The organism is Streptomyces sp. NPDC051976 (genome assembly GCF_040680795.1).
Classification (GTDB): Bacteria; Actinomycetota; Actinomycetes; order Streptomycetales; family Streptomycetaceae; genus Actinacidiphila.
In genome coordinates this window covers 217,755-243,674 of sequence record NZ_JBFAXL010000003.1, presented here as the reverse complement: position 1 = coordinate 243,674, position 25,920 = coordinate 217,755, and the positions used below count along the sequence as shown (strand labels likewise).

Sequence of the window (25,920 nt, the reverse complement as noted above, 5' to 3'; positions counted from 1 at the left end):
ATCTGTCGGCTCTAGAATTCACAGCCCAGCGCGGTCAGCCGGCGTCGCTCGCCGAGGCTCTGCAACTCGCCCACCCGGTACAGGGTGTCCGCGCCGGGGCCGCGGAAGTGGACGAGGCCGTGGAGGGGGACCAGCGTGCACCCGCGGGCCCGCTTGGCCTCGGAGGTGGACATGCCGTACCAGATCCTGGATATCCCGTGCCGGGCGGACCAGGCCGGGATCTCCTGGTAGGCCAGCACGAAGTAGCAGTAGCGGCTGGCCGGGTCGGCGTCGTCGAAACCGACCGAGCGGCCGTAGATCTCCTGGCGCTCCCGGTCGTGGAGGCACATCGCGAACCCGACCAGCCGGCCGTCGCGTTCGGCGCGGAAGACGAGGCTGTGGTCGCCCACGGTCTCGCGCAGGTCGGCGAACTCCGCCCGGGTCAGCGCCTCCGCGTCGGGCATGTCGTGCTTGGTCCGCAACCGCGCCTGGAACTCGGCGAGTTGGTCGCTGATCGACTCCGGTCCCGACTGCACCGTGGTGCGCAGTCCGCTCTCCCGGTACAGCTTCATCTCCCGGCGCAGCCCGCGCCTGCGGTTGCTGGACATCGTCTGGAGATACGCGTCGTAGCTGTCGGCGGGAACGGGCGTCTGCACGGCGTCGGCGCCCAGCAGCACCTGGTGGTACCCCTCGTCGGCGGCGGCCGAGCGCATCATGCGTTCCTCCGCCGCGGTGAGGCTGAGAATCCCGTAGCCGCGGCAGCCGAGTTCGGCGGCGGCGGTCGCCAGCAGCCGGGGCAGCGCCCGCATGACCTCGTCCGGCGGGACCGGTGACTCCAGGGCGAAGCGGACGCCGTGGTCGGAGCCGCGAGCACCGAGCGCGACCGCCGGGTACTGGTCGGCGCGCAGGTCGTCCAGTTCCGGCAGGTGCTTCTCGTACCAGGTCCGCTCCGGCTCGGAGAGCCTGGTCACGTCGCCGAAGGAGCGCTCGTCACCGATGATGCCCGGAATCCGGTGGAAGAAGGGCCCGCGGTCGGCGGTGCACACCATCAGCGGGGCGACCGCGCACGGCGTCCCGTGTTCGTCCTCGATCACCAGGAACCTCAGCTCCCGGCCGTTGGCCCGCGCGGTGAAACGCAGCCAGGACTCCCCGCTCCAGAAGGTGTTGCCGCGCAGCGGGACCCGCGGGACCTCCGAGTGATCGGCGACCCTGCCCGCCAAGGTGAACTGCCCCATGGCCCGCACCCTATAGGGCAGGCGCAGTAGGGGAGTTGGGCATGTCATCAGATCCGGCCAGCCCGTCATCCCCGGTTCCGGGACCGTGCAGCAGATCGCCGGTGGGGCGGCGGACCGCGCCCGGGCGGGAGGCGGTCCAGATCGTCCGCTGCGCCACGGCGACGGCCAGTTCACAACTCCAGTAGCCCCGCAGGAACTCGGCGTCGTTCGGCTTCCCCCCGGTCGTCGACAGGAGCGAGGTGACGGTCTGCCGGCCGCCCGGCTCCAGCACCACCTCGTGGAGTGCGGGCTCGATGACATAGCCGAACTGCCGGGCGCGGCGCACGGTGATGCCCGCCCAGCCGCGTACCCGCCGGTCCTCGGGATTGTGCAGCTCCAGCGTCACCGGCCGCGCCTGTCCTGGGCGCAGCACCGGATCGAGGTGCAGGGTCGGCGCGGGAATCCGCGCCGGGCGGTCCCCAATGGTGCCGCACGTACGGCAGATGCCGATCCGGCGTTCGGCCGCGGGCACCGGCTGCGACCTGACCACCCGGCCCAGCACCTGGTCGCCGCAGTACGGGCAGGCGGAGTCGACGAAGTGCTCGGCCACCGTGAACGTGCCGTCCTCGAACAGGCACTGCTCGTGGAAGGTGAAGCCGCGCTGCGACGCGGCGCGCTCCACGTAGTGGCGGCACAGATCACGGTCGATCGCGTGCACGGCCGCCTCGGCCGCCTCCGCCCTGCGGTCGGCCTCGGCGCAGGCCCGTACGTCGTAGCGCGCCTTCGTGGCCTGCCGGACCAGGTAGGCCGCCGTGGAACGCCACTCCTGCTCCTGGTTCTTCAGCTTCGGCTGGTACGCGCGCAGCAGCCTGGCGTACGCCTGGTGGGTGGTCATCGCGGAGGCCACCGCGGCCGCGGCGTCGGCGCCGGGCCTGCGCAGGTCCAGCCGTACGGTGAGGTCCGCGTCCTCCAGCCGCCGCGGGCCGTAGAGGTAGACGGTCGCGCCGCCGGCGGGGGTGGGCACGGCGGCGAAGTACAGCTCCGGGAGCCGCGCGTCGGTGCTGGTGCCGTCCTCGACGACACGGACCTGCAGGGCGTCGTCGAACCGCGGCAGATCGATCGTCAGATACTCGGCGTGCACACCGCGGAACTCGGCCCGTACTCCGTCCGCCGTCTCGGTGCACCGCCGCTCGCCGCGGTCCCGAGGGGGATCGAACAACACGCGGTCGCCCTCGCCGAGCACCTGGTAGCTCGGCGCGTCGGGGCCGAGGAACGGCAGGGCCGCGTTGAGCACCCGGACCGCCTCACCGATCGGCAGCCCGCCGCGCAGCAGCCGGTAGAGGAACAGGAACTCGATCGGCGAGCCCATCACCACCCCGGAGGCGGTCACCACGGCACTGGCCCCGCCCTCCTGGGCGCTGAAGGCCAGCGAGAACTCCGGCGCGAACAGCCCGCGGTCTCCCAGCCGAAGGATGTTGCAGCCCCCCATCACCAGGGTGTGCGCGCCGAGTTCCTGCACCTGCACCAGGCCGCCCGGCTTCACGCAGCCGCCGTCGACGACACAGCTCGGCACGAAGGCGTCGGGCGCGGCGCCGCCGTACTCCAGGGACCGTCCGCACAGTCCGTCCCGCCCCAGATGGAACAGGTCCTCCCGGCTGTGGCCCCACATCATCAGCAACTCGGGCGCCGGGGCGGCGCGCACCGCGTCCCCGTCCAGCTTCTCCTCCACCAGGCAGGTCAGCACCTCGTCGTCGCCGACACCCGTCATCCGCTCGGCGAACAGCCCGAGAGCGGTACGTGTCCGGGCCGCCCGGTGCCGCTGGTGGGCCGCGACGACGCGGCTGAGGATGGGCAGCGTCCGGGCGGTCAGATAGCTCAGCGGCCGGGCGGGCAGGCCGATCGCGGCCAACTCCGATCCGGCGGCCCGGAACGACAGCGCGTCCTCCAGCGCCTGCTGCACGTCCCTGGTCAGCCGCTGCGGCGGCGCGCACACGGTGAGGGGTCCGCTGCCGCGGGCGGCCGCGGTCAGCAGATCCGCGACGTCGTCGTACCACGCGAAGGTCCGGCCGTCCGCGTGCGCGTGCAGCATGGCGGGGAGCGCCCAGTCCGCGTCCCCGAACCCGAGAACGGTCCCGGTCCCGGGGTGACCCGGAGCGCGCGGGGGCGCGCCGCGCCACCGCATCACGTCCGCCGCGCGGCAGTCGGCCACCGGGGGCCAGGGCTGCCTGGGCGGCGGAGCATCGCCACGCTCCGAACCGTCCGCGGTCTGTTCGGTGTTGGCTTCCGGTGGCGGGAGCAGGGACGTGCGCGGGTGCAGGACGGGGAAGTCCAGCATTGGACCGGCGCCGCCCAACTCCGAGAGCAGGGCGCCGACTTCCCGCGCGTACTCCCCGACGGTCTCGACAATGGTGGCGCGCACGGGCGGGTCAGCCCCTTCCGGGTCGATGGCCGAATTCAGGTGCGGTGGAGCGCGAGCAGTAGCCGGTGAACGGCGAGAAGCGGGAGCGGCGGGCAACGGGCAACGGGCTACATCCGCTCCGGTGCCTCGATGCCGAGCAGGCTCAGGCCCTGCGCGAGCACCCGGGCGGTCAGCGCGCACAGCGCCAGCCGCCCGTCGCGCACCCGCTGCTCGGCCCGCACCACCGGGCAGTTCTCGTAGAACGCGGTGAACAGCGCGGCGAGGCGGGCGAGATACCCGCAGAGGCGGTGCGGCTGGAGTGAGGTCTCCAGGTCGCTCACCAGAGCCTCGAAGCCGAGCAGGGCGAGGACGAGCGCGTGCTCCTGCGGTGTGCCCACCTCGATCGCCCCGCAGGCGGCGGCGGGAGTGGTGCCCGCCCTGCGGAAGACCGCGTGGATGCGGGCGTGCGCGTACTGCAGGTACGGGGCGGTGCCGCCGTCGAAGGAGATCATCCGCTCGTGGTCGAACACGTAGTCCCTGGCGCGGTCGGTCGACAGGTCGGCGTACTTCACGGCGCCGATGCCGACGGACCGGGCGATACGCAGCACCTCCTCGGATCCCAGGCCGGGGTGGGCGCTGCGCACGCGCGCGGCGGCCCGCCGGACGGCCTCGTCGAGGAGGTCGGCCAGCCTGAGCGGCGTCCCGGCCCGGCTGGCGAGGACCTTCCCGTCCTCACCGAGGACCGAGCCGAAGCCGACGTGCTCGACCCGTACGGACGGCGCGGTCCAACCGGCCTCCCGGGCGGTCGCGAAGACCATACGGAGGTGGACCCGCTGCGGCAGGCCGACGACGTAGAGCAGCCGGGTGCCCCGCAGCTCCCGCAGCCGGTGCCGGAGGGCGGCCAGATCCGTCGCCACGTAGCCGAAGCCGCCGTCGGCCTTGCGGACGATCAGCGGCAGCGGCTCGCCCTCCCGGTTGGTGTACCCGGCGGGGAACACACACATGGCGCCGTCGCTCTCGCTGAGCAGCCCGGCGTCTCCCAACTCCTCTACCACGTCGGCGAGTTGGTCGTGGTAGGCGCTCTCCCCGGCGATGTCCGCCGCCGTCAGCCGGACGCCGAGCAGGTCGTACACGCTCTGGAAGGAGGACGTGGACCGGTCGACCAGGATCTTCCACAGCCGCAGGGTCGACTCGTCGCCGCTCTGCAGCAGGACCACCCGCTGCCGGGCGCGCGCCGCGAAGGCCGCGTCGCCGTCGAACCGCACGCGGGCGGCCCGGTAGAGGTCGCCGAGGTCGCCGTACTCACCGAGGTCGCCGTACTCGCCGGGGCCGGGTTCGTGCGCGGCCGCGCCCTCTCCCCGGTCCAGCAGGTGCTCGATCAGCATCCCGAACGGCGTTCCCCACTCGCCGATGTGGTTCTGCCGGATGACCGTGTGCCCCCGCCATTCGAGCAGCCGGACGAGGCAGTCGCCGATGACCGTCGAGCGCAGATGGCCGACGTGCATCTCCTTGGCCGCGTTCGGGCCCGAGTAGTCGACCACCACGGTGTCGGGCGCCGACGCGGTCGGCACACCCAGGCGCGGGTCGGCGCTCATCGCCGTGGCCAGCCGCCCGGCCACGTCGTCGCGCACCACCAGGTTGATGAAGCCGGGCCCGGCGACCTCGGCAGCGGAGCACAGGTCGCCGATCTCCAGCCGCCGCACCACCTCCGCCGCCAACTCGCGCGGTGCGCGGCCCCGTTGATGAGCCGCGACCGCCCCGTCCGCCTGGAGGTCCGCCCGCCGTGACGGGCGCAGCAGGGGGTCCACCGGCTCCCCGGCGGCGGAGCGGAAGGCGGCGGCGAGACGCGCGTCGAGTGCGCGGTGGAGGTGGGCCATGGGTCCAAGGGAGGGAGTCGGGTGAAGGGGATCCGGCGTCGTCCTCGCTGCCGGCTGGGCGATGCCCGCTGTCAGAAGAGGTACCGGGGAGCCCGGCTGTCGGCGTTCCCGGCCTGGGCCAGATGCGCGGCCACCTCCGTACGCAGCCGGGCGATCACCGAGGCGCCGACCAGCTTCTCGATCCCGCGCAGGCTCTCGGAGGTGTCCGCCTCCATACGGGAGACGACGGCGTCGCCGTGCTCGGTGAGCTGCCCGTCGCATTCGCGCAGCAGCTCCAGCCCCACGCTCATGCAGACGAGCCAGGTCGCGACCCGCTGGTTGCCCGCCTCCGCGGCCGGATAGGTGTCGAAGATCCGGCCGAACAGGGCGCTCAGCTGGGCGAAGACGTAGATCGCGTGGAGCAGCCCCTCGGCCGTACGGCGCTGGCTGCGCCACGGCGAGAGCACGCCCGCGGACGGGTTCGCCAGCAGCGGGAAGGCGGCGTCCAGGGTGAACAGCCGCAGGTGGTGGAACTCGTGGCAGACCAGGTCGATGAACTCGCCGGGGCTGGTGACACTGGCGAACACGACGCCGGGCAGCTGCCGGTGGCTGAGGCTCTGCCGGGCGACCCCGGGTCGGCCGGCCAGCGGCACGATGCTGAATCCGGGCGACCGCAGCTGCTCCAGGAACTCCGGGGCGGTCCGGTCCAGCACTCTGACCGCCTCATGGACGCAGGCCAGCTCCGACGGGGACAGGCGGGCCGACAGCGGTGTGACGTCGGTCCCGGCCACCGCGGCGATCGCGGTCCCATGGGTGACGAACCGCAGTCCGTCGACCAGTTCATCCGTGATCCGGGCCTCGACCCCGCTGGGCACGGAGGTGTCGTCCGCGAGCAGCAGCCGCCCCTCGGCACCGACACCGAGGTGTACGGTCCCGGCGCCCCGCATTGTGACCCGTACGCCTTCGGGGCCTGCCTCGATCAGCGACTTCTGCCGCGTGCCCTGCGCGGGCAGGAGGGTGATGCCGGAGGACGGGAAATGGACGTGCGCGACCTCGCGCGCGTACGGAACGCCGGACGCGCACGCCACCTCGGCGAGGAACGCGGGATCGACGCGCGGCGACGGCTCGTCCGTGCCGCCCTGCCCGGCGCGCGCGGCGGTCTCGAAGTGGATTCCGGCACGCCCGGGAGCGGCGTTCACGAGCTCCGGCAGCGACGTCGTACGCGGGCCGCCGTCCGTATGCGCCAGCGCGGCGGCCACCGACGCGTCGGCTTCCAGCCTTTCACCCTCCAGCAGGGAGATCAGCTTGTCAGGTCCCAGGGCGAAGGCAGAATCCGCGACAGTTTGCACACTGTCATCCACCTGTGGCATTTGTATCTCCTTGCTCAAGCCGCGACAAATCTGCTGGACACTGGTGTTCTTTTCCGCACACGTGCAGAGAGGAAGGGAGACGCGGGCGTCAATGGACAGGGTCCGCGTGGCTCGGGCCAGGCAAAAATCCCGTCCCTCGAACGACCGCGTCTCCCCCCATCGACAACCGCCCCGAACGGGGCGACGGCCGGGCCGCCGAGGGCGTCCTGTCTACGACAGGCGGTGAGCCGACGGAGTCCCGTCCGGTGACATCACGCTGCCCTTACGGGGCCTTACTCGGCGGTGGCGCCGACAGCCCAGTACTGGCTGTTCGGCTGAGCCGCGTCCTCGACCTCCCAGTACATGCTGTTGGGACGGGCCGCGTCCTCGACCTCCCAGTACATGCTGTTCGGGCGAGCGGCGTCCTCGACCTCCCAGTACATGCTGTTGGGACGAGCGGCGTCCTCGACCTCCCAGTACATGCTGTTCGGACGGGCCCCGTCCTGGACCTCCCAGTACATGCTGGTCGGCCTGGTGCTCTCGAGAGCCTGCATCTGGCATACCTCCATTGCTGCTGGCATTTCTTCTGGGGGCATTCAGCGCCCTGCTCAAAGTAGGGTCCGGCCGAGAAATGCGTCAACGAAAGCGGGAATGCCGATCGGCGCTCTCGACGCCGACGGGAATCGGCCTATGATGAGATGGCCGAGCGGTGCGTCCCGGACCGCCGGCGAAGGGTTTATAGGCGTACGACGATCAGGGCGATATCGTCGCGGCCGCCACCGGTCACGCCGAGGCGGGTGAGCATCATGTCGGCGAGGCGCTGCGGGCTCAGACCGCTGTAGTGGGCGAGGGCGTCGGTGAGCCGGTGCAGGCCGGTGTCGATGTCCTCGCCGCGGCGTTCGATGAGGCCGTCGGTGTAGAGGATGAGCGTGTCGCCGGAGGTGTACGGCAGGGCGGCCTGCGGGCGCGAGACGTGCTGCGGCCGCGCGCCCAGGGGCGGGTCGGTGGCATGGCCCAGGAGATCGTGGGTGCCGTCGGGGTGCACCAGCACGGGGGGCGGGTGCCCGGCGCTGCTGTAGGTGATCTGCCGGCTGCGGGTGTCGATCACGGCCTGGAACGCGGTGGTGGTGAGCGCTCCCTCCACGGACCGGGCGTACAGCCCCAGCACCTCCAGGGCCGCCGCGGGCCCGTCGACGGCTCTGACCGCGGCGCTCAGCGCACTGCGCAGCATGCCCATGACCGCGGCGGCGGGCAGGCCGTGGCCGACGACGTCACCGACCGCGACCGCGAACCTGTCGCCGGACAGATCGACCACGTCGTACCAGTCGCCGCACACGTTCAGTGACCCGACGGCGGGGAGATAGCGCACCACCACCTCCTCGTGCCGTGCCAGGTCCGGTGAGTGCAGCATCGCCTCCTGCAGGGTGACGGCGACTTCGCGCTCGCGCGTGTGGGCCTCGCGCAACTCCTCGTTCAGCCGCTGGAGTTCGCGTGCCCGGGCGTACAACTCCGCCTCCATCGCGCCCCGCTCGCTGACCGTGCCGCGGCCGGCCGGAAGGTGACCGGAGTGGGACAGCACGAACGCGGTCACGTCCTCCACCCGGTGGATGATCCATGCCACCTGTCCGTCGGGCGCGAGTACGGGCGCGTTGATCGGGGACCACCAGCGCTTCTCGAACGCCCCCGGCCGCCCCGCGATGGGGATGTCGTACTTCTGCACCGCCATCGTGTCCGGCGCCTTCGAGCGCAGCACCCGGTGGAGCGACGCGTCCAGATTCCGCACCCCGTCCGCGTCGGGGTCCGCGGGATTGTCCGGGAAGGCGTCGAACAGATACTGTCCGACGAGGTTGTCCCTGGTACGGGCCGTCGCCCTCAGGTACGCCTCGTTGACGTCGACGATCACCAGGTCAGGGCCCAGCACCAGATAGGGACTGGGCGTGGCCGCGAACAACGCCTGGTAGTCGATCGTGCTTGTCACCGGCTCAGCCTTTGCGGTGCGCTTTCCTGTCATTTTACGTAGTCGGTCCGATGTGTGCCTTTCCTGGCCCGCTCCCCTCCTCGCCTTCGAAGCAAAGGCAACGGCGGGGATCGAATCGCTGCATCGAGGGTCAGTGGAGGTGCAGGGTGAGGATCAGCCAGGGCATGGCCGCGGTGCCGTGCGCCTCGCAGTGGTCGTTCGCCGACGCGATGGCGCGGTACGCCGTCGCGAGCGTGGGGCTGGACAACTGGGGTCCGGTGATCGGCGCCCAGGGTGTGTCGAGCTGGGCGCCGGTGCCGTCGGGAGTGCTCACGGCGGCGAAGAGGTAGTCGCCCGCGGGGCAGAGGGCCAGGTCGCCGCTGGCGAGGGGCTCGCTCTCCTTGTTGTAGCCGTTGTCCGAGTACATGCCGCCATGGGGTCCCGCGCTGGTGACGCCGTCGAACGCGTCGACGGTGACATGGGCGTCGGTGGTCCTGGGCCAGTGGACGGTGATCACGTCCAGGGTGTCCAGGGGGCGGGCGTGCATCAGGGCGAAGAGGTAGAGCTTGTGGCGCTTGTCGGCGGACTCGACCTTCCCGGCGGGCCGGTAGCGATTGCCGGCCGTGTCGGTGACGGAGACCGTGTCCGGGCCGGTGCCGGTGAGCGCGACGGTGACGATCAGGGCCCCGTCCCGGGCGACCGGGCGCAGCACCTGGAGGTCGTCCCCGGTGGTCGACGCCTGGCCGGGAGCGGTGTCGTAACTGGCGACCCAGACGCCGGAGACGGCCCGGCCCGTGGTGTGCGAAGGAGCCGGGGTGTGCCGGGACGCCGGAGGAGTGGCGGGCAGCGGGCCGCGGTAGCAGGACTGGGCGTTGACCGTCAGCAGGGCGGCGAGTAGCAGGGCGTAGCTGACGGTATGTCGTCTCCGCCGGGCACCCGTCCGTGCCGTCGGCGGTGTCGCGGGTGCCGGGACCACCGCGGGGCCGCGGTCCTCGGCGCCGGCGGGCTCCGCCGCCGTCACGGGAGCGGCGACCGACGAGGCGATCGACGCGGCGACCCGCTCGGCGGCGGGCTCCGCGACGGGCTCGGTCACGGCGGGGCGGAGCCGTGCTGCCGGTGACCCCTGCCGGGCGAGCAGCAGGAGTTCCTCGCGGTCGTCGTCGCGCAGCCCCAGCGCGGTAGCGAGCATGCGGACCGTCTCCCGGCGCGGCCGGGCCACTCTGCCGTGCTCCAGATCCCGGATCGCCCGCACGCTCAGCCCCGAGCGCTCGGCGAGTTCCTCCTGCGTCAGGGCCGCTCCACCGCGCCGCGCGCGCAACAGCTCCCCGAACCCGCCCTCGCTCATCAGGCCCCCCCCGGGATGACTTGCACCTGCGCAGGCGAGTACACCACAGAGTTTCTGCCGGGGAAACTGCCGGTTCTTCTTCCGGTCGTACTTCCTGGTCACCCCCTCGGTGGCTGCGCAGGATCGGTGACGGACCGGAGCGCCGCGCCTCCGGCCGCCGATCTCCGCCGACCACGGACGTCCTCTCGCGCCGCGGTCGTCCGCACCCTCACGCTCCGACAAGGAGGGCACCTATGCGCACCGAGGCAGGCCGGGCCGGGGTGTCGCCGGGAGTGTGGTGGCCCATGCCCAGCCCGCCCACCCCTCCGGGCCCGCCCCGGCCCGCTCGTCCGCGCCCCCGGCGGCCGACGCACATCGGTGGTTGAGAAAATATGTAGGTCGGTCTATTTTGGCGGCATGGGACAGAAGGGCGCCGAGACGCGCGACCGACTGCTGGACGCGACGCAGGAGTTGATGGAGGGCGGGGGGTACTTCGGGACCGGTCTCAACCAGGTGATCGCGGCCAGTGGCGCGCCGCGTGGGTCGGTCTACTTCCACTTCCCCGGCGGCAAGGACCAGTTGGTCGGCGAGTCCGTCCGGCAGGCGGGGCGGGTGATGGAGGAGGCCATGGAGAGGTTGGCCGAATCCGAGCCGCGGGCGGGGGAGTTCGTCGGGGGAGTGCTGCGGCACCTGGGCGACCGGCTGGAGGAGTCGGGCTGGCGCAAGGGGTGCCCGGTGGCGAGCGTGGCGCTGGACACCGCCGCCGACAACGACCCGCTGCAGGAAGCGTGTTCGGATGTCTACGCCTCGTGGGAGGCGGCTCTGCGCGCCCGGCTGGAGGGCCGTGCCGACGCCGACGACCTCGCGGTGACGATCCTGGCCCTGATCGAGGGCGCGCTCCTGCTGGCGCGGGCGCACCGCAGCAGGAGGCCGCTGGACAGCGTGGCCCGCCAGATCGGCGTCCTGCTGAGCTGACACGGCCCCCGGGCCACACCCCGGGGGCCTTCGTACGCCCTGAAAATATGTAGACCGATCTATTAAGGAGATCCATGGACGCGATCGTCTTCGGCGCGACCGGCTTCATCGGCCGTTCCCTCGTCGCCGAACTGCTCACCCGGGGGCAGCGGGTGGCAGCCGCCGTACGCGAGGACACCCTCACGCCCTGGCTGGTCTCCCAGGGGGTGGACACCGCCGGTCTCGACCTCGTCGCCGCCGACATCACGCGTCCGCTGTCCGGCCTTCCCGAGGCGCGGGACGTCTACAACACCGCCGGGCGCTACGCCTTCGGCCTCGACGTGGCGCAGGCCCGGGCGGTCAATGTCACCGGGGCGCTCCACGTGCTCGAATGGGCCGCCGCACTGCCCGGGCTGCGCCGGCTGGTGCACCTCAGCGGCTACCGGGTGAGCGGGAAGGAGGGCCGCCCCGACTACGCCCGCCTCGGCGCGTACGAGGCGTCGAAGGTCGAGGGCGATCTCGCGGTGCGCGCCCGGGCACATGAGCTGGATGTCCCGCTCACCCTCGTCAACCCCAGCAGTGTCATCGGGCCGGGCCAGTACATCGGTCTCGCCTCGCTCGTCGAGGACCTGTGGCACGGGCGGCTCCCCGCGGTGCCCGGCGGCCGGGACACCTTCGTACCGATCACCACCATCGACCACCTCGCCCGGTTCCTCGCCGAGGTCCCCACCTCGCCCGCGGGCGAGCACTACTGGGTGCTCGACGACGCGACTCCCCGCCTGCCCGAGCTGATCGCCCTGCTCGCCGACCACACGGGCGTGCGGGCACCTCGCAGGACCGTGCCCGTCGCACTGATACGGCGCCTGCCGCGCGGGCTGACCGGCGCCGATCCCGAGACGCTGTCGTTCCTGTCGGCCGACCGCTACCCGACTGCCTCGGCCGACGCCTTCGCCGCCGCCACCGGGCTGGAGACGCCGCCGGCCGCCGACGCCCTGCGCGCGTGGGCCGACGACCTGGTCGCCGCCCGCTTCGGCACGGCGTCACCCTGGCTGACCCCGTACGGCTACACCTCCGTGGCGGGCAGCCGCACCTGGGTGACCGGCGACCGCCTGCACCCCGCCCATGTCCTGCTGCACGGGCTGCCGATGAACGCCGACCTCTGGGCTCCGCTGGCTCCCCACCTCCCCGGCCCGGTGCTGGCCCCCGACCTGCCCGGTCTCGGCCGTTCCGCCGCCACCACCCAGGGAGTGGACGCCTGGTTGGCCGAACTGCTCGGCCCGGTACGGACCCGCCCCACGCTGGTCGCCCACTCCGCGGCCTGCGGACCGGCGCTGCGCTACGCCGTCGACCGTCCGGACCGGGTCAGCGGGCTCGTCCTGGTCTCCCCGTCCTTCCTCCAGGCACCGGCCGCACGGATGGCCCGGTCGGGCCTGGCCGCCCCGATGATGCGCCGCATGTCCGCCGCCCGGCTGGCCCGCACGCTCGGCGTCCCCGAAGGACCGGAGGTGGTGAGCGCCGCGGCCGATCTGCGCCGTCCCGGTACGGCCCGCCGGGTCACCGCGGCCCTGCGTACCGACGTCGCCGAGCGCGGGCGGTCCCGGGCGCTGCTGGACCGGGTGACCGTCCCGGTCCTGATCGTCGTGGGCGCGGCCGACCCGCTGGTCACGGCCGTCGGCCACCCGGTGGCCGAGGTCCCCGGAGCCGGGCACTACCCCCAACTCATCGATCCCGCCCAGGTCGCCCGCCATCTGGGGGCCGTACCGGTCCCCGGCTGACCTCCCGTCAGGAGGAAGCCGGGGACCGGTCCCTCACGGCGTCCAGGCCGGTCCCTGTCCGGTCCAGCTGACGACGAACACGACGTCGTCGAGGGCCTGTTCGGTGAACAGGGCCGCGGCCTCGGGGCCGAAGGAGAGCCGCCAGTCGCCGGACGGGCCGATGCCGCACAGCGGGACCCACGCGGGGGCGTTGCCGCGGCGGGTGCTGGCGATGCCGTCGGTGGTGGTGGCCGGGCCGCCGGCGGCGCCGCGGGTGAGGGTGACCACCGTGGGCGGCACCGGGCCGGTGCCCGACAGCTGTACGGCGACGGCCGCGGTGGTCATGTCCTCGATGCCCAGCGGGAGATCGATGTCCCGCAGCGGGATCGTCACCGAACGGTCGGCGGGATCGGCCGGGTTGTTGAGGTCGTACCACTGGTCGGGGAAGTCCCTGGCCAGGCTGAAGGCGCAGTCGGCGCCGCGGCCGCGGTCCGCGTTGAGCCGGTCGACGAGCCGCCCCCGGTAGGTGTCGTCGTGGGCGGCCGTGTAGTCGATGGTGACCAGCAGGTCCACGATGCCGCCGAAGTCGAACGGGTTGGCCGCGGGCGGGAGTTGGAACTCCCAGGTGGTGTCCACCCCGCTGGACTCGAAGGGCAGCAGCATGTCGGGCTGGGCGTCCAGCTCGAAGACGCCGCCCGCGTTGACCGGTGAGGTCAGCGCCACGAAGCCCGGATCGCTGCGGACCACCACGTCCTGGAAGGTGCCGTCCGCCGCGGTCGTCACCCGGGAGATGCCGTTGGAGAACAAGGTGGCGCGGATGCCCCGGTCCGGCGGCACCAGGGCGACCAGGCTGATGCGCACCTGGCGGATCAACCGCAGGTAGTGACCGGGGAAGTCGGCGTCGAACAGCGACATCGGGGTGGCGAAGGCGAGCGTGCCGGTGCGGCGGAACTCCAGGAACTCCACCGGCATCAGGCGGGCCAGCGAGAACGTCTGGGACAGGTTGAGCCGCCTGCGCGCCGAGCTGAAGGCGTACTCGTCGAGCCGGGCCAGATCCTCGGTGAGCTGCTCGGCGCCGGTCAGCCCGTGGCGGTCGGGCGCGGCGTTGGCGGTCATCTCGGCCGGCGCCTGGCCGTAGTCCTGCCGGATCAGCGCCCGGGCCGGTTCGGCCCGCTCGAAGGCGAGTTGGGCCTGGGCGAGCCGGGCGGTGGCGGTGGCCTGCTGGAGGAAGTAGCGGTACACCCCGCCCAGGGTGTCGCTCATCCACAGGTACAGGTCGGCATTGGTGAACTGCCCGCTGAGGAACGTCAGCGTGTCCCGCGCCTGGTCGTGCGACAGGGAGGCGACGGCTTCCTCCTGGACGGCGACGGTGACCTGGTCCCGGGCGGTCGCCACCTGCGCCGCGGCCACGAGGGAGTCCTGCTGCGCGGAGACGAGTTGCAGCCGCCACTCGTCCTTGCGCTGCTCGATGCCCGCCCGGAGCTGGTTGGCCTGCATCTGCGCCTCGAGCTTGTTCTGGGAGTGCTCGAACCAGTCCCTGGTACCCGTGGCCAGCGCGATCCCCGCGGAGAGCGCCGCGACCGCGCCCCCGCTGAAGATCTCGCTGGTGATGCTGGCGGCGGCCGACGCGGCCTGCATGACCCCGATCGCCGCGTTCGCGTCGGAGACGCGGTTCTTGGCGTCCCGCATGTCGTCGTACTCGCCGAGCAGGTCGCTCTCGTAGCGGTTGGGCGGCGCCGCGATGGCGTCGGCGTACGACCTGGCCATGGTGTCGGCCTTGGTCTGCTGCGCGGCGGCCGCGGTCACCGCGTCGTCGGCCTCGCCGACCCGGCTCGCCGCCACCGTGGCCTGCGCCGCGGTCAGGTCGATGGCCTTCAGGGCGTCGTAGACCCGCAGCGTGCGGTCGTCGTACTTCTCCAGCGCGGCCAGGTACCCGGCCTCCATCTGGGCGGCCTGCGCGGCGAGTTGCCTGGCCCGCTCCAGCAGCGTCTTGAAGCGGTACGGGGTCGGCTGGACCACCGTGGCGGCGCCGGTCCCCCGGGTGCGGGGCATACCCGCGATGTTGCGGCCCTGCCGGAGCTTGGCCAGCTGCATCTCCGCCCGCGCCCGCAGGGTCTGCGACTCGGGGACGGCCAGGGCCGGTTCGCCGAAGTTCACCGGCTGCCGCGGCACCAGGGCCGCCACGCCGAGCAGTCGGCGCGCCGTGACGTACAGGGTGCGGGCGTGCGCCACCGACTCGTCGGTCTCCCGGGCGAACTCCGCGTCGGCGTAGTCCAGATGGCACCGGATGATCGACAGCAGCGTGTACCGCGTGTACGGCGCCGGCCGGTGGGCCGCGGCCGACTCCACCAGCGTGAACGGGTTGAGCCCCGCCGTCCAGCCGGGCGGGAAGGTCAGATCGGGCGCGGCGAGCGTCTCGGAGTTGATCCGGCTGTAGACGGAGACCGGGGCGGCCCGGTCGTACGGGTACACGATCCAGTACCAGTCGAGCGCGGCCCGGTAGTCCCCGGCCGCCTGCAACCGCTGCGCGAGCAGCATCGGGACGGCCCAGTACACCTCCCGGTTGTCCGCGTGGTCCACCGCCTCCCTGGCCGCCGACTGCGCCGCCAGCTTGGCCTGGTGGTCGTCCCTGCGCTGCGGGTCGAGGTAGGTGGTGTACGGGGCGGGCAGCGTCACCTTCTTCACCGCGAGATACGCCGCCGCCTGGGCCGCGGCCGTGGTGGCGGTGAAGGTGGTGCCCGGTGCGGTCACCGCCGCGAACAGCGTGTCCAGCGCGGTCGGTGTGGCCGCGCCCGGCACCAGCAGGGTCGGGTCGAGGTTCCGCTCGGGGAACAGGAAGGCCGTGGTGGCCGCCTGCCAGGTGCCGTACTCGCCCATCCAGGCCCAGGCGGCGTTGAAGGTGTCGACGCCGTTCTTCAGCGACCAGCCCGCCGCCGGATGGTCCGACGACACCTCGCCCGACCTCTTCGCGGACAGCAGGGACTGCACGCTCTCGATCGCCTGCCCGGTGCGGGTGGTGCGCAGCGTGCCGCCCGCCAGGACGTCGACGAAGAACCGCGCCGACATGGCCTCTCCGACATCGCCGGTGGTCGTCGCGGCCAGGTCGGTGAGCAGGGCGTCCCGCAGGACCGGCAGCGCGGCCTGCTCGGCGTCGGCGACCATGCGCGCGCCGGCCTCCACGAGGTCCTGGCGCTGCGCCGTCCGCACCTCCAGCAGCGACTGCCAGTCGGCGCGGGCCCGGTCGTCGACGCGGTACGGGCTGACGGCCGGGGCGGCCCCGCCGGGCACGAAGAAGTCGGGCGAGAGCACCACCGCGGACTCGGCCGTCCGCCACGCCGGATACTGCACCCGCCGCTTGAAAGCGCCCGTCAGCACGGCCGCGCCGTCGTCCCACTCGCTCGCGGTGACGGTCCCGGTGTCCGCGAGGGCGCCGAGCCTGCGCAGGAACAGGAATCCGCTCCGGGTGAGTCCGGCCGCCGCGAGGTCGGCGCCGATGTCGGTGCCCTGCGCGTCCTTTGCCGCCAGCGCCGCCAGGTCCACGCCCGCGGGAAGTGCCGGCGCGATCATGGCGGCCAGCCCGGCCGCCGCGCTCTTGCCGGTCCTCGCGGCGGTGAGCGAGGCCGTGAACGCGCTGAGCGTCTGCGCCCGGCCGGTCAGCAGGGTACGGACCCGGTCGCCGTTCGGCCCCGACGCCAGGTCGGCCGCGCCGATCACGTCGGGGTCGGCGAGCACCCCGAACGCCCGGGGCGGACTGGGGCGCTGGTCCTGCTCGGCCCATGCCAGCGACTGCGCGGCGAGCCGCCACGTCAGCAGCAGCGGCGCCGCGGGCGCCCGCAGCGGGTCGGCGGCGGTGGTCGAGGGCAGCCCGAAGAGGGTCTCCAGCGCCGTCTCGGTCAGCGCGGGGCCGTCGAGCAGCAACTGGTCGAGCTGGTCGGGCGCCGGACCCGTCAGCCGTATCCCCAGCCGGGCGGCGAGCGCCTGGCGGGTGGCGGCGTCGGCGCCCCTGGCCAGCCGCAGCTCGGCGTACGAGGTGCCCGCGGCGGCGAGCAGCGAGGCGTACACCGTGTCGCGGTAGCCGGCCGCGAGTGCGGCGCCCGCGGGGGTCGTGGGGGTCGCGGTGGCGGCGATCCGCGCCCGCAGCAACTCGACGGGTACGCGCAACTGGTTGACCTCGCGGCCGCCCCGGTCGGCCGTCGCGGACAGCGGCTGGCTCAGCCGGTCCAGCGGCTGCCCCAGCGCGGCCACCAGGGTGGCGGTGTCGAGCGGGGTCACCGGCGGCCCGGGGACGCTGATCTGCTCCTGGGCGAACGACAGCAGCGCGGCGAGGTACTCGCGCTCGCTCAGCCGCTCGTCCAGGGTGGCCGGCACGTACGAGCTGATCACGTCGACCTGGATGTCCTTCGACGTGGTGTTGCCCGCGTTGTCGGTCGCCCACACGAAGAGGGTGTGCGCGCCGAACCCGGACAGAGGCACGTTCGCCGTCCAGCTGCTGAAGTCGGTGCCGGCCGAGGGCACGGCCGCCGTCCTGGTGCCGCCCGCGGTCAGCGCCCACTCCACCTTGGCGGCGCCGCCGCTCATCCCGCTCTGGGCGTCCAGGGCCGTGCCGTGCATGGCCACGGTCACCGCCGCGTTCGCGTCGCCGACCAGGTTGGCCGCGGGCTGCGGGAAGTCCACCGTCAGGTGCGGGGCGGCGGCGTCGTGGCCGGTCACGGTGACGGTCTGGGTGGATGCCTGGCCGTCGGGGTCGGAGACGGTGACCGACAGGGTCCGCGCGCCCAGCGGCATCGGGTCCAGGTGCACCGGTATCTGGCACTGGAGGTTGGCGCTGTCCATCCGCCCCGACGTCGTGCGGCCGTCGGCCGTGACGGCCACATTGAGCGGGAAGTACTGGTTGCCCGTCGTGCCGACCTGGACGGTGATGTCCTGCCCGGCCTCGTTGAGGGCGACCGCCGTCCCGTTGACGGGCCCCGTCAGCATGAAGGCGGGCGGCGCCGCGGCGAAGACCCGTACGCTCACCGGGGCCGCCGAGATCACCGAGCCCGTCGTGGTGGTCGCGGCCGCGCCGACGGTGTGCACTCCTGGTGTCTGGAAGGTCAGCGCCTCGGCACCGCCGCCGCCGCGGTGGTCCACCAGCACCTGCACCCCGTCGATGCTGACCGCGGTCTGCTGGTAGGTGACCAGCGGCTCGTCGTCCCAGCCGTTGTCCAGGGTCGACCACACCCAGTGCTGTCCCGGGTCGGCCCGGACCGTGACCGTGGTCGCGGTGCCGGCCACCACATGGGCGGTCACCGGCACGATCGTCACCGACGGCTGGACATCGGGGGGTGCGGGGGTGCCGCCCGGGGGCAGCAGGGCCGGGGCGTGTGCGGCGGCCGCGGCGGGCGGTCGGTCAGTGGTCACGAGAAGTTCCCTTCCTGGTGCGCAACAAAGGTCACCGCCCGGGAGGCCGGGCGCGAGGAGTCCGTCGGCCCGCTAGAACAGGATCAACACGCCGATGAAGGCGACCTCCGTCCAGTCGATGTCATCGGTGTGCGTGGCGATGTACGTCCCGGCCGCCGCTCCCGCCGCCTGCGCGGGGGGTTCGCACACCGGGCACACCGCTCCGACGGCGCCGCCCACGACCGTTCCGCCGACGGTGGCGCCCACCGTCGCCTTCATGAAGTTCGTGCTCGCCTGGACCGCCTCCTGCGGCGTCTTCGCGGTGGCCAGGTCGTACGCGAGCACCGCGTAGGAAGCGACTTCGAGGGTCTTCGCCATGTTCTCCGGCGTGGCGAACTTCCGGAACGCGGACAGTTCCGGCCCGGGTGGCGGGAGCGTCGACGGCAGGGAACTCGACGACGCCTCGGGCACCAGGTCGAACGCGAGGGTGTCGGGGTGGTCGGCGATCGCGCGGCCGGTACCGGACAGGACGCTTCCCGACTGCTGGGGCGTCTGGAGGGCGAAGAGATTGCCGTCCTGGGCGAGCGCCGCCTCGTTGATCCTGGACTGGGAGACGGGGGAGTTGGTTGCGGCGGCCGCCCGGTGGGCGTTCTCCACCGACGGCAGGAACACGTCCTCGCGGTAGTTGATGCCTTGTCCTGTCCGCACCTTCTCCTTCAGCGCGCTCGCCCGTGCGTTGTCCGCGTTCGCGCCGCCGCGACTGGCGTGTGTCTTGTCCAGGGCGGTGTCGCGGGAGATCCTCACCGTCGTGTCCTTGCGGTAGTGGCTGTCGGTGTAGTCCGATCTCCCGGTCTGCGCGTCGTGCGTGACGTCTTTCAGCCCCGCTTTGTGCACGACGTGCTCGCTCTCGGTGGTGCGCGCTCCCGAGGCGTCCCGCCCCGCTTTCGGCTGCTTGTTGTAGGGGGCGATGTTGCCGACGCCGTCGTTGCCGGGCGGCGCCTGCGGCTCGGTGCCCGACGGGTCGACGGCGCCGGTCGGCGAACTCCCCAGGTACTGGTACAGGTTCGCGCCCCCCGGGGCGCCCAGCGGGTCGCAGGCCGACCAACGCCCCAGCCAGGGCGCGTAGTAGCGCGCGCCGTGCCGCGCGAGACCGCTCTCCTCGTCGCGCTCCCTCCCGGTGAAGCGGTACCGCTTCCTGGTGTAGCTGCCGAAACTCGTCTCGCCGTACGGGGTGTACTCCTCCCGGTTGGTGACCGCGCCGGTGTCGTCCAGGACGGCGGAGCTGCTGCCGAGGTGGTCGGGGAGGTGGTAGGCGGTGGCCGGACCGCGGTCGTCGGGGTGGGCGGGGCCGAAACGCAGCAGGGCGACGCGTTCGTCGTCGGCCTTCACATGGACGTGGTGGTTCTCGCCCGCGCCCCAGCGGTGGTGCTCGAAGTCCGCGTCGAGGTAGTGGGTCACCTCGAAGGCGCCGCCCTGTGTGCGGACCAGTTTCTTCACCCGGCGGCCGGAGGCGTCGTAGAGGTACTGGGCGTGCACGGACGGTTCGGCGCCCGCGGTCTGGGTGGCGAACGACCGCAGCCGGTCGGCGTGGTCCCAGCCGAAGTGCCGCGACGACGTCTCACCGGTCATGTTGCCGTTGGCGTCGAACGCGTACGTGTAGGGGGTGGTACCGGTCGTCATCCGCAGTAGGCGGTTGCTGTCGGCGGCGGGGGTGAAGGTACGGGTGAAGCCGCCCGCCGAGGCGTGCGACAGGGTGAGCAGATTGCCCGCCGGGTCGTAGCCGTACGTCTCGGTGTACGCCTGGGCCCGGGTCGCGTCGGTGCACCGCGGCACGTCCGGCCACGGGTCGCCGGGCGGGGGCGTCTGGCACTCGCGGCCCGTCGCGGACAGCAGCCGGTAGAGCGGGTCGTAGCCGAATCTGCGGTCCAGGGCGTCGCCGCTGCCGAGCAGGGCGCGCAGTGCGGGGTCGGTCGCCCCGAGCGCGTCCGGGTTGCCGGGAATGCCGCTGCCGGGCGTGCGGTCGCGGAGGGCGAGGATGTTCCCGGCGAGGTCGTGGTCGTAGCCGAGGTCCTGCAGCGGAGGACCGGAGGGACGGTAGGTCAGGCCGTCGACGAGTGTGTACGCCTGGGTGAGCCGCCGGACCGGCCGGAAGGTGAGTGGGTCGTACGCGAAGCGGGTCATGACGCCGTTGCCGTAGGTGGCCAGCACCCGCTGTCCTCTGGCGTCGTAGGCCAGGTGCCGCACATGGGCCACGCCGTCCAGGGTGACCGACTCCAGCGCGCCCGCCCGGTTGTAGACGGGGCGCAACTCGGCGCGGTGGCCGGTGGTGTCGGCCGGGAACAGATACGAGACGAGCCGGTCGAGGGCGTCGTAGCCGCTCGTGGTGGTGTAGCCGACCGGTTCGAGCAGTTCGGCGTCGCGCTGGTCCTGGCTCTGGCCGGCGGCGGGGGTCCAGTCGGTGCGGAACGGTACGACCTGCCACCCGTCGGCCGCCGCCGCGGTGTACGACGCCAGGATCGGCGCGTCGGCCACCACCTGCCGGGCGGACCGCAGCACATTGCCCTTGAAGTCGACGGCCGCCACTGTCACCAGGCCCGCCTCGTCGTGGTGCCGCACCGGGCGGCCGATCAGGTTCAGCGCGCGGGCCGCCGTACGGTCGGCGGCGGGCTGGTCGGGCGTGCCGCCGTCGCCGTACTCCAGGATCTGACGCAGCGTCACCGGTTCGCCGGCGCCGTCCCGCGCCCACAGGCGGACCGGTCTGCGCAGCGGGTCGAACGTGCTGAGCGACAGCGCCCCCTTGGCGTCGCGGGCCTCGACCGGGCTGCCGAGCGCGTCGAGCACGCTGTCGCGCCGCCCCGCGTCGATGCCGTCGCTGCGCCAGCGCCGTCCGGCCAGGTCGTAGCGGTAGTCGAAGGCGACCCGTCCCAGCGGGTCGGTGAGCGAGATCAGGTCGCCCCGGATGTCGTACGCGGACATCGTGGTCAACCGGTCCGCGGCGGCCGGGCTGTTGCGCGCGACGCTCACCACCGTCCGTCCGAGGGCGTCGACGGTGGTGCTCGCCGGGGTGTCCCAGTGGGCGCGGTATCCGCCGGACGTGGCGGGGTGGGTGCGGCCGGCGTTGTCGTTGGCGTCGTAGGTGTACGTCTCCCACGGTGTCGGCGCGTAGCCGCCGGGGTCGGACAGGTCGTGCGGGACGCCGAGGACGGCGAGCCGCTCGCTGCCGTCGGGGTTCAGTGTCCTGACGACCTGACCGCGTGGGTCGTGGAACATGACGCTCTTCTGCCCGAGTTGGGCGTCGAGCGCGGGCGACCAGTCGTAGCCGACGGAGCGGTACGGCTCGTACGTCCACACCACCCGGCCCTTGTTGTCGTAGCGCTGGTGCCCGGAGACGATCACGTTGTCGGGGTCGGCGGCGGTCCTGGTCCGCCCCACCGTGTCGCCCGCCGGGGCGAGGTCGCCGGCCGGGATGACACCGCCGCCGAAGACCGGTTCTCCGAAGAGCGTGTCCTCGGCGAGGGTGCGGGTCTGCAGCACCCGTCCGAAGCCGTCGGAGAACGCCACCGAGGTGAGGACGGAGTCGCGCCGGTCGGCCGGGGTGCCGGTGTCGGTGTCGTGGTGGACCCGCCGGTCGGTCCGCACGGACACGGGCAGGCCCTGCCGGGCGAACGCCAGCAGGTCGTACGTCATCCGGGCGGAGGGGGCGGTCCGGTCGCCCTCGCCGTCCTTGCCCCGTACGAAGTGGGCGGTGACCAGCCCGGCGGGGGAGAAGGCCACCGCGGCGGTGTTGCCGTTGGCGTCGGTGGTCTCGCGCGGCCGGAGCACGCGGTAGTCGTGGACCGCCGAGGTCACCAGGCCCGCCGGATCCGTGCTGCTGACCGGCAGCAGGTCGTGCGGGTCGTAGTCGATCGTGCTCCGCGCCCCCAGCGGGTCGAGCGAGGCCACGGGGAGGCCGCGCGGCACCCGGCCGGGGTCGTGCACGTCGTAGCGGTGCCGCGCGGAGGCGGTGTAGTACCCGCCGGGGGAGCCGGGCACGTCCGCGTCGGAGTAGTGCGTGTACCCCGCCAGCGGTGCCAGCCCGGCGCGGAACTCCCGCGGGTACTCGTCCGGCCAGACGACCGGCCCCGGCGTGAGAAAGGCCGGGCGCGGGGTGACCGCCCGCGGGTCCGCCGGGTCGAAGAGCGCGTCCAGGAAACCGTCGGTGAACACCAGCGACTCCGTACGCACCGGCAGCCCGAAGTCGCCGAGCACACCGGTCGCGAGACCGGTGAACGCCTCGCCGTCGTAGTGGGTGCGGGTGTGTCCGATCACCCGCAGCGACACGCCCGGCCCCGCCCCGGCGAGCACCGCCGACCGCAGCCCGGCCACCGGCAGCAGCCCGTCGTTGACGACCTCGAAGCCGGTCGTGCGCGCCACCCGGTCGATCAGGTAGTGCCCGTCGTCGTCCCGGCGCGCGTACTCGGTGGTGGTGTACGTGGCCAGATACGGCTCCCCGTCCGCCGTCGCGGCGGCGAGCGGGTCACGGCCGCGCGGCACCGCCACGGAGAGGTGCCCGGTGGCGAAACCGTAGGCGTCGTAGCCGGTGGGGAAGTCGAACGCCGTCATCGGCTCGGTCCCGCGCTCCCACTGCGTGGTGCGGCTGCCGGTGGTGAACGGGAAGAAGATCCGCTCGCGGTCCGGCACGGCGCCGTCCCGTCCGGTCTCCTCCTCCCGGACGCCGGGCACGGACTCGGTCACCGTGTACGGGCGGGTCTCCCGGGCGCTGCCGTCCACCGCGTACAGCTCGGTGCGCAGTACCCGCCCGCGCAGCGCCCGCAGCGCGGCCCGCCGGGCGCCGCGGTCCAGCCCCGCCAGGAACGCGGTCTGCTGCGGCGGCCGTGGCAGCAGCGGGGCGTCGCCGTCCCAGAACTCGTGCCGCAGATCCAGCTCCGTCCAGTCCCCGGCCTCGGCGGCGGCCACCGGGCCCGGGTGGAACCAGCTCCTGGTCAGCGTCGGCGGCGAGAAGTGCCCGTCGGGCGGCGCGCCCGGACCACCGGCCGGCGCGTCGGCGAAGACCTCGCTGTCGAACCGGTCGACGGCGGCGAACCCGCGGAACTCCCGTTCCACGCCGTCCCAGTAGCCGTGGTGGTACCGGTAGCCGGTGGTCAGCCGGCCGCCCGAGATCCGGTCGGTGACCTCGACCTTGACGACCACATGGACGGGGAAGGGCAGTGTGGTCCGCCAGCGGGTCGCGGGGTCGGCCCGGTCGCGCAGGTACTCGGCGGTCGAGGGGGCGTAGGTGACCCGGGTGAGCGCGCCGAGGTTGTTGTCCATGTCCGTCAGCAGATGCGGTTTGGTGCCGCCGGTGAGGTCGAGGAACCGCAGCTGGGAGCCGCTCGGGCCGGGGCCGCCGGCCGACCGGCTGAAGAGCAGCCCGGCCATCCCGCTGCCGTGCAGGTCGGAGAGCTGGACCGCGTCGGTGTTCACCACGTCCGGGGTGCCGGTGATGGTGACCGGCTCCTCGGTCCAGGAGTCGCCGCAGTGGTTGCCCCACAGCCGCACCGTGCCCCGGTCGACGTACACCAGGTCGGCCGCGCCGTCCCCGTCCACATCGCCGAGCAGCACCCGGCGCGGGTCGAACCGGTCGGGCAGGCGCGGCGACCGGCGCATCGTCACCGGCTCGCCCCACCGGTTGCGGCCCAGGTGGGGCCAGTAGGTGATCGCGCCGCTGCGGATCAGCACCAGGTCCTGCAGGCCGTCACCCGTCATGTCCGCCAGCCGCACCCTCGGGTCGGCCAGGTCGACGGGCGGGCGGGAGTTCCCGCTCACGGCGGTACGGCGCCAGGCCAGCCGCGGGTCGCTGTCGTTGAACCAACACTCCAGCCGGTCGCCCGAGCGCAGCAGATCGGTCAGCCCGTCGCCGTCGAGGTCCACCAGCTTCACCCGCGGGTCGGCCAGTCCCACCGCGGGGGACTGCCGGTAGGGCTGGAAGGACCGCTGCGACCAGCCGTCGCCGAACGCGAGCGGGAAGTACCCCGCCACGCCGCCCGCGGCGGAGCGGCCCCCGCCCGCCGCGGACACCACCAGATCGGGCCGCCCGTCGCCGTCGGCGTCCATGAACCGCACGCCGGGATCGGTCAGTCGCACCGGCGGTGCCTGGGTCATCTCCCGGGGCAGCTCGAACCGCCCGCCCCCGGCGTTGCGCCACACCCGCCGCACCGCGCCCAGTTCCACCAGGTCGGGCAGCCCCACCCCGCGCAGATCGACCAGCGCCATCGCCGGGTCGGCCAGCGACACGGTGGGCAGTCCGGGCCCGGTGACCGGCGTGAACGTCCGCCCGGCGGGCTCGAACGGCGCGTAGCCGAACCGCAGTGGCGGCAGCGGCTCGGTGGGCGGGTTCGAAGGATCGGAGAGCGGCGCCGACTCGTCGATGCCGACCGCCGTCACCGAGGCCAGCAGCGACACCCCGTTGAACGGCGCCTGCGCGTAGCCGAGCCGGTACTCGCGGGCCACCCGGTCCACGCCGTCGGCGGCGTGCGTGGTCACCGTGACGGTGTCGCAGCGCAGTGACGTCCTGATCTCGAAGCCGGCCCGGCGGTCGGAGAAGGCGTCGGGCCGGGCGGAGTACGCGAAGTCGACCGTCACCAGGAAGGAGGGGGCGGCCGGGTCGCCGTAGTCGGCGTAGGCGATCCGGGCGATCAGCGGCTGGTCCCAGGTGTGGCCGGGCCCGCTGCCCGCGTCGCGCAGGTAGGAGTACCTGATCAGGTTGCCCGTCGGGTCGGCGGTCTCGGTGATCCGCCAGCCGAAGACATGGCCGGGCGCGGCGGGGTCGGCGGTGACGGCCGGGTCCCGCCAGCCGGCGGGCGCGTCCGCCGGACGGGGTGTGCCGTACCGGGTCCGCGAGCCGTCCTTGGCCCGCACCTCCCAGAAGTCGGCGCCGTCCTCCGTCACATGCTCGATCCGGGCGAACAGCCCCTCGGTCCTGGGCCGGTACCGCGCCCGCCCCGGAGCCCCGCCCGCCACCGGGACCAGGTCCTCCGCCCCCGACAGCACGAACACATCGGCCGCTTCGCCCCCGGCCCCTGCCGCGCCCTCCCCGTCCACGTACCGGGGCAGCCCGCGCGAGGTCTTGCGCGACACGCCCGGCAGGCCGAGCCGCCAGCCCAGCCCGAAGGGTCCGTTGCCGTTGCCCGTGCTGTAGGTGAGGGTCAGCCCCGGGGCGGCGCCGTGCCGGCCGGCCGGAATCGCCAGCGGCACCGAGAAGTTTCCCGTCCCGGTGAACAGGTCCGGCGTGAACGTCTCGCCGAGGCCGCCGATCGCGCCGCCGCCCTTGGGCAGCGAGATCACCGAGCCGGCGGCGGCCGTGTCCGTCGTCGTGTCCGTACCCATCAGGCGCCCCCCGGCGTCACCGTCAGGGCGGCGCGCGGCGTACGGGACGGGCGCGCGCGAAGGCGCCCACCCGTCCGTACGCCGCCGTCCCCCGTGACCGGCTCATGTCCCCTGTCCCCGGCGCCGATTCCCCCCGGCACGCCGAGCCATGACGGGGACGGTGGCATGGGTGGTCCGTCATGTCCAGGGTTGTTCCGCTCAGCGGACCGGCCGAAGGCCGTAACGGTGCGGCGCGGCCGCGCGTTGGGGATGCGTCGTCCTGGACGAGCGGGTCCCCTGGCGGGGCGTTCCGTGCCACGTCCTTGACCCTCGCTCGGCACTCCATGATGCTGTGTTGCGACACATGAGATGTGTGCCGTAATGAGCAACATGCGAGCAGGCTCGCACCAGC

The 25,920-nt window shown here is 73.2% G+C and carries 11 protein-coding genes; 2 read left to right on the top strand and 9 right to left on the bottom strand.

Annotated features, from left to right (window positions below):
• Positions 1-11 precede the first annotated feature (11 nt).
• The 7 genes from AB0M29_RS05230 to AB0M29_RS05200 form a co-directional block, all read right to left on the bottom strand.
• Positions 12-1,214, bottom strand: a complete 1,203-nt coding sequence (locus tag AB0M29_RS05230; RefSeq protein ID WP_365379146.1) for a GNAT family N-acetyltransferase — start codon at positions 1,212-1,214, stop codon at positions 12-14.
• 10 nt (positions 1,215-1,224) lie between these two features.
• Entirely contained in the window at positions 1,225-3,612 is a 2,388-nt protein-coding gene (locus AB0M29_RS05225; protein WP_365379143.1) for a hypothetical protein, read from the bottom strand.
• 107 nt (positions 3,613-3,719) lie between these two features.
• Positions 3,720-5,468 (bottom strand): arginine--tRNA ligase, encoded by a 1,749-nt coding sequence (gene argS / locus AB0M29_RS05220; RefSeq protein ID WP_365379141.1) that lies wholly within the window; start codon positions 5,466-5,468, stop codon positions 3,720-3,722.
• Between the two features lie 71 nt (positions 5,469-5,539).
• Positions 5,540-6,817: an HEXXH motif-containing putative peptide modification protein gene (locus AB0M29_RS05215; protein ID WP_365379138.1), complete on the bottom strand. Its 1,278-nt coding sequence runs from the start codon at positions 6,815-6,817 to the stop codon at positions 5,540-5,542.
• A gap of 272 nt (positions 6,818-7,089) precedes the next feature.
• Positions 7,090-7,350, bottom strand: coding sequence for a hypothetical protein (locus AB0M29_RS05210; protein ID WP_365379135.1), 261 nt, complete (start codon positions 7,348-7,350; stop codon positions 7,090-7,092).
• 182 nt (positions 7,351-7,532) lie between these two features.
• Entirely contained in the window at positions 7,533-8,774 is a 1,242-nt protein-coding gene (locus tag AB0M29_RS05205) for a SpoIIE family protein phosphatase (RefSeq protein ID WP_365379132.1), read from the bottom strand.
• Positions 8,775-8,904: 130 nt separating this feature from the next.
• On the bottom strand, positions 8,905-10,098 hold the full coding sequence (locus tag AB0M29_RS05200) for a helix-turn-helix transcriptional regulator (RefSeq protein WP_365379129.1): 1,194 nt from the start codon (positions 10,096-10,098) through the stop codon (positions 8,905-8,907).
• Between the two features lie 396 nt (positions 10,099-10,494).
• Here AB0M29_RS05200 and AB0M29_RS05195 point away from each other — a divergent pair, with 396 nt between their 5' ends.
• Together AB0M29_RS05195 and AB0M29_RS05190 are read left to right on the top strand one after the other, a co-directional pair.
• Positions 10,495-11,052, top strand: coding sequence for a TetR/AcrR family transcriptional regulator (locus AB0M29_RS05195; protein ID WP_365379126.1), 558 nt, complete (start codon positions 10,495-10,497; stop codon positions 11,050-11,052).
• 74 nt (positions 11,053-11,126) lie between these two features.
• A complete protein-coding gene (locus tag AB0M29_RS05190; protein ID WP_365379124.1) occupies positions 11,127-12,806 on the top strand; it encodes an alpha/beta fold hydrolase in 1,680 nt (559 codons plus the stop codon).
• A gap of 33 nt (positions 12,807-12,839) precedes the next feature.
• Here AB0M29_RS05190 and AB0M29_RS05185 read toward each other — a convergent pair whose 3' ends face one another.
• A complete protein-coding gene (locus AB0M29_RS05185; protein WP_365379121.1) occupies positions 12,840-18,185 on the bottom strand; it encodes a neuraminidase-like domain-containing protein in 5,346 nt (1,781 codons plus the stop codon).
• 72 nt (positions 18,186-18,257) lie between these two features.
• Positions 18,258-25,529, bottom strand: a complete 7,272-nt coding sequence (locus AB0M29_RS05180) for a SpvB/TcaC N-terminal domain-containing protein (RefSeq protein WP_365379118.1) — start codon at positions 25,527-25,529, stop codon at positions 18,258-18,260.
• Positions 25,530-25,920 lie beyond the last annotated feature (391 nt).